This window comes from Rhodovulum sp. ES.010, assembly GCF_900142935.1.
Classification (GTDB): Bacteria; Pseudomonadota; Alphaproteobacteria; order Rhodobacterales; family Rhodobacteraceae; genus Rhodovulum.
This window is the reverse complement of the sequence record NZ_FSRS01000001.1, coordinates 277,646-290,403: the sequence shown is the minus strand read 5'-3', so window position 1 is coordinate 290,403 and position 12,758 is coordinate 277,646. Positions and strand designations below refer to the sequence as shown.

General features: G+C 67.3%; 13 protein-coding genes. 5 read left to right on the top strand and 8 right to left on the bottom strand.

What is annotated here, in order from left to right:
• The first annotated feature begins 68 nt into the window (after positions 1-68).
• Entirely contained in the window at positions 69-437 is a 369-nt protein-coding gene (locus BUR28_RS01490) for a HesB/IscA family protein (RefSeq protein ID WP_074218502.1), read from the top strand.
• A gap of 85 nt (positions 438-522) precedes the next feature.
• On the top strand, positions 523-1,281 hold the full coding sequence (gene tpiA, locus BUR28_RS01485) for a triose-phosphate isomerase (protein WP_074218501.1): 759 nt from the start codon (positions 523-525) through the stop codon (positions 1,279-1,281).
• 21 nt (positions 1,282-1,302) lie between these two features.
• Here the strand turns inward: tpiA and BUR28_RS01480 are convergent, their stop codons facing one another.
• Entirely contained in the window at positions 1,303-1,680 is a 378-nt protein-coding gene (locus BUR28_RS01480) for a DUF1428 domain-containing protein (RefSeq protein WP_074218500.1), read from the bottom strand.
• Positions 1,681-1,980: 300 nt separating this feature from the next.
• Here BUR28_RS01480 and BUR28_RS01475 point away from each other — a divergent pair, with 300 nt between their 5' ends.
• Positions 1,981-2,328: a hypothetical protein gene (locus tag BUR28_RS01475; RefSeq protein ID WP_074218499.1), complete on the top strand. Its 348-nt coding sequence runs from the start codon at positions 1,981-1,983 to the stop codon at positions 2,326-2,328.
• Positions 2,329-2,414: 86 nt separating this feature from the next.
• Here BUR28_RS01475 and BUR28_RS01470 read toward each other — a convergent pair whose 3' ends face one another.
• The 4 genes from BUR28_RS01470 to BUR28_RS01455 all read right to left on the bottom strand — a co-directional run bounded on the left by BUR28_RS01470 (position 2,415) and on the right by BUR28_RS01455 (position 6,438).
• On the bottom strand, positions 2,415-3,812 hold the full coding sequence (locus BUR28_RS01470) for a TRAP transporter large permease (RefSeq protein ID WP_074218498.1): 1,398 nt from the start codon (positions 3,810-3,812) through the stop codon (positions 2,415-2,417).
• Positions 3,813-3,815: 3 nt separating this feature from the next.
• Positions 3,816-4,517 carry a TRAP transporter small permease gene (locus tag BUR28_RS01465; RefSeq protein ID WP_074218497.1) on the bottom strand — a complete coding sequence of 234 codons (702 nt, stop codon included), beginning with the start codon at positions 4,515-4,517 and terminating at the stop codon, positions 3,816-3,818.
• An 84-nt stretch (positions 4,518-4,601) separates the two neighbouring features.
• On the bottom strand, positions 4,602-5,603 hold the full coding sequence (locus BUR28_RS01460; RefSeq protein WP_074218496.1) for a DctP family TRAP transporter solute-binding subunit: 1,002 nt from the start codon (positions 5,601-5,603) through the stop codon (positions 4,602-4,604).
• A gap of 166 nt (positions 5,604-5,769) precedes the next feature.
• On the bottom strand, positions 5,770-6,438 hold the full coding sequence (locus BUR28_RS01455; protein ID WP_074218495.1) for a Crp/Fnr family transcriptional regulator: 669 nt from the start codon (positions 6,436-6,438) through the stop codon (positions 5,770-5,772).
• A gap of 433 nt (positions 6,439-6,871) precedes the next feature.
• Here BUR28_RS01455 and BUR28_RS01450 point away from each other — a divergent pair, with 433 nt between their 5' ends.
• Positions 6,872-7,696: a ferredoxin--NADP reductase gene (locus tag BUR28_RS01450; RefSeq protein ID WP_074218494.1), complete on the top strand. Its 825-nt coding sequence runs from the start codon at positions 6,872-6,874 to the stop codon at positions 7,694-7,696.
• Positions 7,697-7,802: 106 nt separating this feature from the next.
• On the opposite strand, the gene BUR28_RS19780 is transcribed toward BUR28_RS01450, so the two are convergent.
• Complete coding sequence (locus BUR28_RS19780) at positions 7,803-8,558, bottom strand: hypothetical protein (protein ID WP_074218493.1); 756 nt, start codon at positions 8,556-8,558, stop codon at positions 7,803-7,805.
• 193 nt (positions 8,559-8,751) lie between these two features.
• Here BUR28_RS19780 and infC point away from each other — a divergent pair, with 193 nt between their 5' ends.
• Positions 8,752-9,297, top strand: a complete 546-nt coding sequence (gene infC / locus BUR28_RS01440) for a translation initiation factor IF-3 (RefSeq protein WP_074218492.1) — start codon at positions 8,752-8,754, stop codon at positions 9,295-9,297.
• Between the two features lie 261 nt (positions 9,298-9,558).
• On the opposite strand, the gene BUR28_RS01435 is transcribed toward infC, so the two are convergent.
• Positions 9,559-10,350, bottom strand: coding sequence for an FAD binding domain-containing protein (locus tag BUR28_RS01435; RefSeq protein WP_074218491.1), 792 nt, complete (start codon positions 10,348-10,350; stop codon positions 9,559-9,561).
• 12 nt (positions 10,351-10,362) lie between these two features.
• The gene (locus tag BUR28_RS01430; RefSeq protein WP_074218490.1) at positions 10,363-12,729 is read right to left on the bottom strand and encodes a xanthine dehydrogenase family protein molybdopterin-binding subunit; all 2,367 of its coding nucleotides are present in this window, start codon (positions 12,727-12,729) and stop codon (positions 10,363-10,365) included.
• Between the last annotated feature and the right edge of the window lie 29 nt (positions 12,730-12,758).

Sequence of the window (12,758 nt, the reverse complement as noted above, 5' to 3'; positions counted from 1 at the left end):
CGCGGGCGCCCCTTGAGTGCGCCCCGTTGAATCCCTACTCTCTGACTCGGGAACAGGAGGCGCATTCGATGTTCGGCATCCCCGGCAAACAGGCGGTCACGCTCACGCCCGCCGCAGTGGCGCAGGTCGCCAAGCTGATGGCGCGCGACAACGCGGCCGGTCTTCGCATAGGCGTCAAGAAGGGCGGCTGCGCGGGAATGGAATACACCATGGAGTACGTCGCCGAGATCGACCCCAATGACGAGGTGGTCGAGCAGGACGGCGCCCGCGTTGCGATCGCGCCGATGGCGCAGATGTTCCTCTTCGGCACCGAGATCGACTACGAGGTCGGCCTGCTGGAGTCCGGCTTCAAGTTCCGCAACCCGAATGTCACCGAGGCCTGCGGCTGCGGCGAATCGATCAAGTTCCGCGAGATGGACGAGACCGACGGCGCCTGACGCCGGGCTGCGCGGAAAAGGGCCGTTCCGCTCGGACCGCAAATGCCCTAGGACATCTCCCGACAGCAGCCAAGGGAGAGAGCGCATGCGGCGGAAACTGGCAGCCGGAAACTGGAAGATGAACGGAACGGCGGCCTCGCTTGACGAGGTCAGGGCCGTCGCCGAGGCCCATCCCGCCCCGTCCGTCGACCTTCTGCTCTGCCCCCCCGCGACGCTGATCGACCGGATGGTGCGGGCCGCGGCGGGCTCGGCCATCGCGGTCGGCGGCCAGGATTGCCACGCCGCGGCCGCGGGCGCCCATACCGGCGACATTTCGGCGGCGATGCTGACGGACGCGGGCGCCACCCACGTCATCCTCGGCCATTCCGAACGCCGCACCGACCATGGCGAAACCGACGACACCGTGCGCGCCAAGGCGCAGGCCGCGCTGGCCGAGGGTCTCGTCGCGGTGGTGTGCCTTGGCGAAACCGAAGCGCAGCGCGATGCCGGCGAAACCCTCCCCGTCGTCGGGCGCCAGCTTGCCGGCTCGCTGCCCGATGCGGGCGTGACCGGCGCGACGCTCGTGGTCGCCTATGAACCGGTCTGGGCCATCGGCACCGGCCGCGTGCCCACACTCGACCAGATCGCAGAGGTACACGACGTCATGCGGGCGGAACTGGTCGGCCGCTTCGGCGACGCGGGCGAGGCGATCCGGCTGCTTTACGGCGGGTCGGTCAAGCCCGACAACGCGGGCGAGATCTTCGCCACCTCCAACGTGGACGGCGCGCTGGTGGGCGGTGCCTCGCTGGCGGCCACGGACTTCTCGGCGGTCATCGCCGCGCTTGAGGCCGCCCCCGCCGCCTGATCGGGCAGACGGGGCGCCGCCTCAGCCCTCCCCTGCCGGCATCGTGCCCACGGCCAGCATGGGGGCGAACCCGCCAAGGATCATGCGCTTGCCGCCGAAGGGCATCGCCACCCCGACCTCGGCCATGCGCGGGTCCTCCATCGTCTTTGCCCAGCCCGCGTCGCGCGTCGCCTTGTCGGGCCAGGCAGTCCAGGACAACACCACCTTGTCGCCCGGCTCGGTCTTCACCGCCATCGGGAAGGAGGTCACCTCGCTCTCGGGCACCTCGTCACCCCAGCAGTCCAACATCGCAAGCGCGCCGAATGCGCGAAACAGCGGCCATGCCGCCGCGGCGTGGTCGAGACACGCCGATTTCTTCCCGTCCGGCACCGGCGACACGACGCCGTCGACACAAGGCATCCGAAATCTCCCTGCTGCGCCGGAGGGGGCGGAGTCGCCCCATCCAGCCATTCATATGGGTATCAACGTATCACGAGTCCGGCGGCGATGCGGGACGATCCGCCCGGTGCCGTCGCCCAAGAGGTCCGCAACCGATCCCTGTGCCTGCATGGTTGGCGGGCGAGCCGGGCGCTGGCGACCGCCGGGAACGGCGCCTGCGGCTGACCGATGCGGGAGCCCGGCCCCGGGCGGGCGCGATTGATCGCGGACCACCGGCGCGCGTATCATGCGGTTCAAGCTCACTGCCGAGGGAGCACGATCATGAAACGCATACGCGCCGCGGCGCTCGTCGCCGCGACGGCCGGCAGCACCGCGCAGGCCCAGGGCTGCATGGAAATCCGGTTCGCCCCCGGCGCCTATTCCGGCGAGGTCGCGGGCCGCGTGACCGATGGCGCGCCGCTGTGCTTCACCTTCGGCTCCGGTGCGGGCCAGACCGCGCGGCTGGAACTCTTCGGCAGCGAGAACACCTGCTTCGCGATCCCGGGCGTCGTCGACTGCCAGGACGATTTCAGTTTCCGCACCGCGCCGACAACCTACAGGGTCGACGTGGTGCAACTGTTCTACGCGCCCGCATGGGAACAGTTCACCCTCCGCCTCACGATCCGGTAATGCGCGCGGCCAGCGGCGGGGATGGCCGCGCCAGCGGCCCGAACGTATCTCTTGCGCCGGCCCGCCCGGGCCGGCGCGCCGCCGGATCAGTTGGTGATGATCTCCGGCCCCATCACGCTGGTCGGTAGCCAGGTCGAGAGCCAGGGCACGTAGGTCACCAGGATCAGGAAAACGAAGAGCACGGCCAGGAAGGGCAGCGCGGCCTTCACCACCCGCATCATCGGCATTCCAGCCACGCCCGAGGTGACGAAGAGGTTCAGCCCCACAGGCGGCGTGATCATCCCGATCTCCATGTTCACGACCATGATGATGCCCAGATGGATCGGGTCCACGCCCAGTTCGATCGCGATGGGAAAGACCAGCGGCGCGACGATCACGATCAGCCCCGAGGGCTCCATGAACTGGCCGCCGATCAGCAGGATCACGTTCACCATCACCAGGAACATGATCTTGCCGAAGCCCGCCTCCAGCATCGCGCCCGCGATCATCTGCGGGATCTGCTCGTCGGTCAGCACATGCTTGAGGATCAGGGCGTTGGCGATGATGAACATCAGCATGATCGTCAGCTTGCCCGCCTCGAGCAGCGTGGTCCGCGTGTCGCGGTGCACGAAGCCCGTGACCAGCGCCTGCGGCTTGCGCAACAGCGAAACGGGCGCGCCGCCTTCCTCGCGCGGCTTCAGCGGCCCCATGTCGCGGTAGACGAACACCGCGATCACGAAGGCGTAGACCGAGGCCACCGCCGCCGCCTCGGTGGGGGTGAAGATCGCCCCCGTCACGCCGGGGATGCCGTAGATGCCGCCCATGATGATGCCGATCAGCATCAGGCCCCAGAACGCATCCCGGAAACTCGCGGCGATTTCCCCCCAGCCCTGCCAGTCGCCCTTGGGCATGTTGCGGATCGTGGCGATCACGTAGATCGACACCATCAGCATCAGGCCCGCGAGAAGCCCGGGGATGACGCCGGCCAGGAACATCCGCCCCACCGAGACGTCGGTTGCCGAGGCATAGACGACCATCACGATGGAGGGCGGGATCAGGATGCCCAGCGTGCCGGCGTTGCAGATCACGCCCGCGGCGAAATCGCGGGTATAGCCGACCTTGCGCATCGCGGCGATGACGATGGAGCCGATGGCGACCACGGTGGCGGGCGACGAGCCCGACAGGGCCGCGAACAGCATGCAGGCGAAGACGCCCGCGATGGCGAGCCCGCCGCGCAGGTGCCCCACGCAGGCGATGGAGAACCGGATGATCCGGCGGGCTACGCCGCCCGTGGACATGAAGCTCGAGGCGAGGATGAAGAACGGGATTGCCAGCAGCGTGTAATGGCCGGCCATCGCCTGATACATCGACTGCGCGATCGAGGCGAGCGAAGTGTCCGAAAACGCCAGCAGGAAGATCATCGAGGCGAGGCCCAGCGACACGGCGATGGGCACACCGATCAGCAGGAAGCCGATCACGAGCGCGAAAAGAAGAACGACCTCCATCGATCAACCGTCCTTCCGGATCGCGGCCTCGGCCTCGGCGACCGCGTCTTCGGCCTCGTGGCTGGCGATCAGCCATTCCTGGCGGCCGGTGACGATCCGCCAGCCCGCCTCCAGCAGGCGGAACAGGATAAGCGCGGCGGCGACGGGAATCATCGTGTAGGGCACCGCCACGGGCAGCTTCTCGTAGGGTTCCTCGCCTTCGGGCAGGAACAGGAATTCGACGGGGGCGCGCAGGATTTCGGGCATCGGGATCCGCTCCGTGGGGGTGTAGCCGCGGAAGTCCCAGGGCTTCATCTCCTCGAAGCCCGTGGGGAACCAGCGCCCCGTGGTCGGCGCAAGATTCGCATAGGGCGCCCAGTAGTCATAAGCGCCCTTCATCAGCAACAGCGCATAGGCGAGGCAGACCCCAAGCGCCACCAGGGACAGCACCCGGCGCGTGCCGCGCGAGACCATGTTCAGCACCGCATCCACGCCCAGATGCATGGTGATCTTGAACCCGTAGGCGATGCCGAACAGCACCAACCAGGCGAAGAGCGCCAGCGTCAGTTCCAGCCCCCAGATCAGCCCGGTGTTGAACCCGTAACGCAACACCACGTTGGTGAAGGTGACCAGCGCCATGAGCCCGAGCAGCGCGGCAATCACCGTCTCCTCGAAGGCATGCACCGCGCGGCCCAGCGCGGTCTTCGGCCGGTAAGATGAACTCATCCCCGCTGGCCTCCCGATCTGTCGGATGTTCCCCCTGCGCGGACGGCGGCGCCCGGCCGCCGCCCACAGTCGGTCCACCTGGGCTCAGAGCCCGGCGTTGATCGCTTGCGCGGCCTCGATATTCTCGGCGCCCACATCGCCCTCGAACTGCTCCCAGACCGGCTTCATGGTGTCGACCCAGGCCTGGCGCTGTTCGGGATTGAGCTGGCGCACTTCCGACCCCGCGTCGATGATCGCCTGCTTGGCCTGCTGGTTGACGTTGTAGGATTCGGCGTTCCGGGTCTCGGTCACTTCCTGCAGGATCGTGGCGAGCTGGTCGCGCACCTCGGCGTCAAGCCCGTCCCACCATTCCACGGACGTCACCACGAGGTAGTCGATGATGCCGTGGTTGGTTTCGGTGATGCCGTCCTGCACCTCGAAGAACTTCTGGCCGTAGATGTTCGACCAGGTGTTCTCCTGCCCGTCGACGACGCCGGTCTGCAGCGCGCCGTAGACCTCGGAGAAGGCCATCGGCTGCGGGCTGGCGCCCAGTGCCTCCATCTGCGCGACCAGCACGTCTGAGGTCTGGACGCGGAACTTCAGCCCCTCGGCATCCGAGGGGTCCAGCAGCGGCCTGTTGGCCGAGAACTGCTTCATCCCGTTATGCCAGAACTGCAGGCCCAGAAGGCCGCGGCGCATCATCGATTCCTTCATCGACTGGCCGATTTCCGAGGCCTGGAACGCATCGACCGCCTCGATGTTCTTGAACATGAACGGCAGGTCGAAGATGCGGAAGACCTTGGTGTATTTCTCGAATTTCGACAGCGACGGCGCGGCGAGATGAACGTCGCCGTTCAGCATCGCCTCGAGCACCTGGTCGTCGTTATAGAGCGTGGAGTTGGGGTAGACCTCCATGCAGGCCTTGCCGTCCATCTCCTCGTTCACCCGCTCCATCAACAGCGAGGCGGCGATGCCCTTGGGGTGCTTGTCGGTGTTGGTGACGTGGCTGAACTTGATGACGGTCTCGCCATCGTCGCAGGCGGCGCTCGCGGCGCCGGCGGTCAGCGACAGCGCCGCGGCCGCGGCGGCGGCAGTCAGGAATCTCATCGGTATCCTCCCAGATCGTCCGTTGGAGTTCTTCAGGCCGCATCGCACAGGGATGCGGCGCCCGACTATCTCCGATGACGGCGCCGGTCTCAAGCAAAACCCTGCAAGGCCCCGCCGCCCCCGCGCCGATCCGCCGCGGGCAGCGCATTGAGCGCGGCCTGTCGGGTTAGCCGACCTCGACCGCGCGCCGCACCGTCTGGGCATGCGGCCCACTGATCCCCGCCAACGCGTGATCGAGCGCGCCGGGATCGGCGATCCTGAGCCAGCCATAGCCGGCCTCGACGACCCCGCCGGAGACGAGCCGGCGCAGCGCGCGGTTCGCGGTGTTGCGCGACAGGCTGGCCATCTCGGCCAGTTCCGACTGCGTCACCGGGAAGTGCACGGCGCCGTCGTTGAAACGGTGAAGGCGGCTCAGCGTCAGCAGAATCCGCATTACCGGATCGGGATGGGTGCTGGCCAGCAGCAGCATCGACAGGCGGTCGTAATGCGCCGAGATATTGCCCGCGAGATGCTTCCAGACGGAGCCGTCCGCGCGCGCCATCGCCTCGACATGCCCGCGCGGCACGCCGAGCACCACCGCTGGCGTTCGCGCCACGACCGTGGCGCGCCGCCACGATCCATCTGCAAGGCCGACGCCGCCAATCCACCAGCCCGGATGCCCGATGAACGACAGCCTCGGCGTCCCCGTGCCCGGGTCGATATGGTCCTCGAGCAGGCCGTCGGCGAGGCCGACGAACTCGGTTGCGGGGTCGGCGACGTGAAACACGATCTCGCCCGATTGGAAACGCCGCAGCCGCGCGCCCTGCAGGAACTCTTGCCGAAACCCGTCGGGCAAACGGCGCAGCCAGCCCCGGACCGATAAAACACGCTTTGCCGAATCTAAATTCATTCAAGTTGCATATACAGCCAGCGATAAGGAAACTGCCCTTTCGGTCACAATGTGGTGGGGAAACACAGGCCATTTTCCGTTTCGCAACGCGCTGTTGCAAGCCGGCTACAGGTTGCGTGCCATCGGCACATTCGTGCCCCGTAAAGCTTGCAAACGGGCGGCGGAAATCCCGCGGAAGGGGCTTGGCGCAGCGCGGCGGGTGCGGCATGCGATCTTGATCTGAGTCATGGTCGCGCCGGCCCGGCTCGGGAATACCCGGCGGGACGGGTCATGCCCGACCAAGACCGGCCCCGCATGGCCCAAGGGGGGTTTCCCCGCGGGACGAGGACACCTAGAAGGAAAGGAGCGGGGCGCACGCCGCCCCGGCGATGCCACAGACATGAATCAGCAGACTGCCGTGACCGAAACCGCCGCCGCCGCCAAGAAGACTCTGCCCGACGCGCAGACCGTGACCGAGGTGCGCCACTACACCGACCGGCTGTTCTACTTCCGCACCGAACGGCCGCAAAGCTTGCGCTTCCGCTCGGGCGAATTCGTGATGATCGGGCTGCCGGGCGACGACGGCAAGCCGATCATGCGCGCCTATTCCATCGCCTCTCCGTCCTGGGACGACGGGCTCGATTTCTACTCGATCAAGGTGCAGGACGGCCCGCTGACCTCGCGGCTGCAGCACATCCAGCCCGGCGACGAGATCATCCTGCGGCCGAAGCCCGTGGGCACGCTGGTGCTCGACGCGCTCCTGCCCGGCAAGCGGCTGTGGTTCCTTGCGACGGGCACGGGCATCGCCCCCTTCGCCAGCCTGATGCGCGACCCCGAGACATACGAGCAGTATGACGAGGTCATCATGATGCATACCTGCCGCGAGGTGGCGGAACTGGAATTCGGCCGGCAACTGATCGAAAGCCTGCCAGAGGACCCGCTGATCGGCGAATTCGTCGGCGACAAGCTGAAATACTACCCGGCGACCACCCGCGAAGAGTTCAAGACGATGGGCCGGGTGACCGACAACCTCGCCTCGGGCAAGGTGTTCGCCGACCTGGGCCTGGGCGTGGACCGCATGGACCCGGCGACCGACCGCGCGATGGTCTGCGGATCGCTCGATTTCAACAAGGACGTGATGGCGATCCTCGAGGGCTGGGGCCTGCGCGAGGGCGCCAATTCCGAACCGGCCGAATACGTCGTGGAAAAGGCCTTCGTCGGGTAAACTCCTCCCGCCGAAATGCGAAACGCCCCGCAGGCCAATAGCTTGCGGGGCGTTCTTCGTTCCAGACCCTGGGCGCAACGGGCGCGAGCGCCCGGGGCGCGGGTCATCACATGTCGAGAGCCGAGCGCACCTGGTCCAGCGCCTCTTCCAAGATCTCGGGGCTGTTGCGCGCGGTCTCCACCACCGATTTCAGCGCCTCCTTCTGGCCGTCACCGAGGGCGGAGTCCTCGATCATCTGAATCACGGAATCGGCATCGAAGCCCTCAACGGTCAGCGCGTCGGCGACCGCATCCCCGGCCCGCTCCATGGCCTCTCCGGTTTCCTCGGCCGCTGCCTCGGTCGCCTCTGCGGCCTCTTCCGTCACCTCCTCGGTGGTGTCGACGACCTCTTCGGTGGCCTCTTGGGTCGCTTCGACGGTTTCCTCGACCGCTTCTTCGGTGGCCGCCGCGGCCTCTTCCGCCGCCTCGTCCGTGGCCTCGACCGCGTCCTCAGCCATCTCTTCCGTGGTCTCGGCGGTTTCCTCGGCCGCCTCCTCGGTGGTCGCCGCGGCGTCTTCCGCAGCCTCCTCGGTGGCCTCGGCGGCGTCCTCGGCGGTCTCTTCCGTCGCCTCCGCGGCCTCGGCCGCCTCATCGGTCGCGTCCTCAGCCGCGGCCGGTGTCTCTTCGACGACTTCCTCGACCGCTTCCTCGGTGGCTTCGGCGGCTGCATCCGCAGCGTCAACGGTCTCTTCGACGGCTTCCTCGGCCGGCTCGGCGACCGCTTCGGGCGCCGCCTCGTCTCCGGCCATGTTGCCGAGATACCAGACATATCCGCCCACCCCAATGGCGGCGAGAATGATGATCGTGATCAGCGCTTTCTGCATCGCAATGTCCTTTATTCCCGGGATCGCGCGCACCGTCCCTGCCCGCTTTTGGCATGATCGGCGGCAGAGGGAAACCGCCCCGTCGCCGCAGCGGCACCTCTCTGCCTAAACGTCCGGAGAACCGCCTTGATGCGAGCCGTCCGCAAGAGTAGTTTGAAGGACGTTTGAACGCAGCAGAAAAAGGAACATCACCATAGCCCGCAGACCTCACAACGCGCCTCCCACGCGCGACACCGGCCCCCGCGTCAACGACCGCATCCGTGTCCCCGAGATCCGCCTGATCGGGGCCGATGGCGAGAATGTCGGGGTGGTTCCGCCCTCTCGGGGCCTCGAACTGGCCGCGCAAGCGGGGCTCGATCTGGTCGAGATCTCGCCCAACGCAACGCCGCCGGTCTGCAAGATCATGGATTTCGGCAAGTTCAAGTATGAACAGCAGAAACGCGAATCCGAGGCCCGCAAGAAACAGAAGGTGATCGAGGTCAAGGAAGTGAAATTCCGCCCGAACACCGACAACCACGACTACGACGTCAAGATGCGCAATGTCGTCAAGTTCCTCGAGAAGGGCGACAAGGTGAAGGTGACGCTGCGTTTCCGCGGCCGCGAGATGGCGCACCAGAACCTCGGGCGCGAGCTGCTCGAACGGGTGGCCGAGGACGTCAAGGAGATCGGCAAGGTCGAGAACATGCCGAAAATGGAAGGCCGCCAGATGATCATGATGATCGGGCCGCTGACCAAGTAGCTTTTTCCAACCGAACGGACCCGCCCTCCCCGGCAGAGGCGCACCTCCGCCGGGGAGGGCACAAGGGTGTGACGCGCCGGCCTTGACCGGTCACAACCTCCGCGGGTCGGCCGGGCCGTCGGACAGGGCGCGACTGTCAGGCCGGGATTTCCTGTCGCTCGCTGCCCGATGGGGCCAGCCCCTTCGCCCGCGCGAAAAACCGCGACAAACGATGCCCCCGCCGGACGGTCGGCGGGGGCTGCATTTCGGTGATCGCCGGGGTCAGCCGGCGGCGGTCACGGCGCGCGCGGTCAGCACCCTGACCAGGTGCGCCCGGTAGTCGGGCGTGCCGTGCAGGTCATCGATCATCGGTTCGGGATCGACGGACAGACCCGACACCGCGTCGGCGCTGAAATCCGAGGAGAGCGCGGCCTCGGCCTCGGCCCAGCGGAACACGCCCTCCTCCGAGGCGCCCGTCACCGCCACCCGCACGCCGTCGGCGGACTTCGCGACGAACACCCCGACCAGGGCGAAATGCGACGCCGGCTGCTCGAACTTCATGTAGGCGGCCTTCTCGGGCACCGGGAAGCGCAGCTCGGTGATGATCTCGCCCTCCTCCAGCGCGGTCGCGAACATGCCCTGGAAATAGTCGTCGGCCGCGATGTCGCGCATGTTGGTGCGGATCGTAGCGCCGGACGCCAATGCGGCGGAGGGGTAGCAGGCCGAGGGGTCGTTGTTGGCCAGCGAGCCGCCGATCGTGCCGCGATTGTTCACCGCCGGGTCGCCGATATTCGACGCCATCGCGGCCAGCGTGGGGTAAGGCGCGGCCGCCTCTTCGGCCACCACCCTGTGCGGCGTCGCCCCCCCGATGCACACCGCGCCGTCATCGGCCACGCAGACCCCCTTAAGCTCGGGGATCGCGGTCAGGCTGACCAGCTTCGACGGCGCGGCCAGCCGCTGCTTCAGGGTCGGGATCAGCGTCTGCCCGCCACCCAGCGCCTGCGCCTCTTCCGCCGCCAGGGCGGCCACCGCCTCGTCGAGCGTCTTGGGCCGTTCGAAATCGAATGCGTACATCTGTTGTCCTCCTCAGCCCTGCATGGCGGCCCAGACGCGGGACGGCGTCAGCGGCATGTCGATATGGGTGACATGGGTGTGGCCGGCGCGCTGCAGCGCGTCCACCACGGCATTGACCACCGAGGGCGGCGACCCGATTGCGCCGGCCTCGCCGCAGCCCTTCACGCCCAGCGGGTTGTGCGTGCAGGGCGTCTGGCAGGAATGGTCGACCGCGTAGAACGGTACGTCGGCCGCGCGCGGCATCGCGTAATCCATGTAGCTGCCCGACAGGAGCTGGCCGTACTCGTCATAGGCCGCGCTTTCCAGCAGCGCCTGACCGATCCCCTGGGCCAGCCCGCCATGGACCTGCCCGTCGACGATCATCGGGTTGACGACATTGCCGAAATCGTCGGACGCGGCGAAGCGCTCGATCGTGACCTTGCCGGTATCGGGATCGACCTCGACCTCGCAGGCATAGGCCCCTGCGGGATAGGTGAAGTTGTTCGGGTCGTAAAAGGCGGTTTCCTCCAGCCCCGGCTCCAACTCCTCAAGCGGGTAGTTGTGCGGAACGTAAGCCGCCAGCGTCACATCCCCCCAGGCGACCGACTTGTCGGTGCCCGCGACGGTGAACTGGCCGTCCGTGAGCTCGATGTCCTCGGGGCTCGCCTCCATCAGGTGGGCGGCGATCTTCTTGGCCTTGGCGATGATCTTCTCGGTCGCGCGGACCATCGCGCTGCCCCCCACCGCGAGCGAGCGCGAGCCGTAGGTGCCCATGCCCATCGGCGTGTTGGCGGTGTCGCCATGCACGATCTCGACCATGTTCTCGTCGATCCCGATCATGTCGGCCACGACCTGGGCAAACGAGGTCTCATGCCCCTGCCCGTGGCTGTGGCTGCCGGTCATCACCACAAGACCGCCGGTCGCGTTGACCCGCACGGTGGCGGATTCATAGAGCCCCGCGCGGGCGCCCAGCTGGCCGACGAGGTGCGAGGGCGCGATCCCGCAGGCCTCGATATAGCAGTTGATGCCGCAGCCGCGCAGCTTGCCGCGCGATTTCGACTCTTCCAGACGCTGCTGGAAGCCGTTCATGTTGATGATCTCCAACAGCTTGTCGAGCGTCGCGTTGTAATCGCCGGTGTCGTATTCCACCGCGACGGGCGTGGCGTAGGGGAACTCGGTGATGAAGTTCTTGCGCCGGATCTCGACCGGATCGATCCCCATCTCGCGCGCCGCCTTGTCGATCACGCGTTCCAGTTGATAGGTCGCCTCGGGCCGGCCCGCGCCGCGATAGGCGTCGACCGGCACGGTGTTGGTGAACACCGCCTTCACGTTCACGTAGATGAGCGGCGTCTTGTAGTTGCCGGCCATCAGCGTGCCGTGCAGCCAGGTCGGCACCGAGGGCGCGAAGGTCGAGAGATAGGCGCCCATATTGGCGTAGGTCTCGGTGCGCAGCGCCTGGAAATGCCCCTCGGCGTCCAGCGCGAGCTCGATCTTCGTGACGTGGTCGCGGCCCTGGGCATCGGTGATGAAGGCTTCCGACCGCGAGCAGGTCCATTTCACCGGGCGCCGAAGCTGCTTGGCGGCGAAGGTGCAGGCGGCCTCTTCGGCATAGTGGAAGATCTTGGACCCGAAGCCGCCGCCCACGTCGGGGGCCACCACGCGCAGCTTGTGTTCCGGGATGCCGAGGACGAAGGCCCCCATCAGCAGGCGGATCACGTGGGGGTTCTGGCTGGTGGTGTAGAGCGTGGAGTCGTCGGTCGCGAAATTGTAGTCGCCGATCGCCACGCGCGGCTCCATCGCGTTGGGGATCAGGCGCTGGTTGACCAGTTCCAGCGTGGTGACGTGATGCGCCTCGTCGAAGGCCTTGTTCACCGCCTCGCGGTTCTCCTCGACGAAGCCCCAGTCGTAGCAGAGGTTCGAGCTCAGGTCGTCATGCACCTTCGGCGCACCGTCCGCCAGCGCGGCCTTCATGTCCAGCGCCGGCTCCAGTTCCTCGATATCGGGCTCGATCGCCTCGGCCGCGTCGCGGGCCTGCTCGGCGGTCTCGGCGACGACCAGCGCGACCGGGTCGCCGACATGGCGCACCTTGCCGCTGGCCAGCACCGGGTGGCCGGGTTCCTGCATCGGGTTGCCGTGCCGGTCGGTCACCTGCCAGCCGCAGGGCAAGCCGCCCACGCCCTCGAAATCGGCGCCGGTGAAGATGCGGATCACGCCGGGCATCGCCTCGGCGGCCGAGGTGTCCACCCCGTTCAGCCTGCCATGGGCGACCTGGCTGCGCACGAAATGCGCATAGGCTTGGCCCGGCAGGTTGATGTCGTCGGTATAGCGGCCCCGACCGGTCAGGAACCGCACGTCCTCGCGCCGCTTGGAACTGGCGCCGATGCCGTGATCTTTCGGCATGTCTGATCCTCCCTGAGATACGGCGGGCG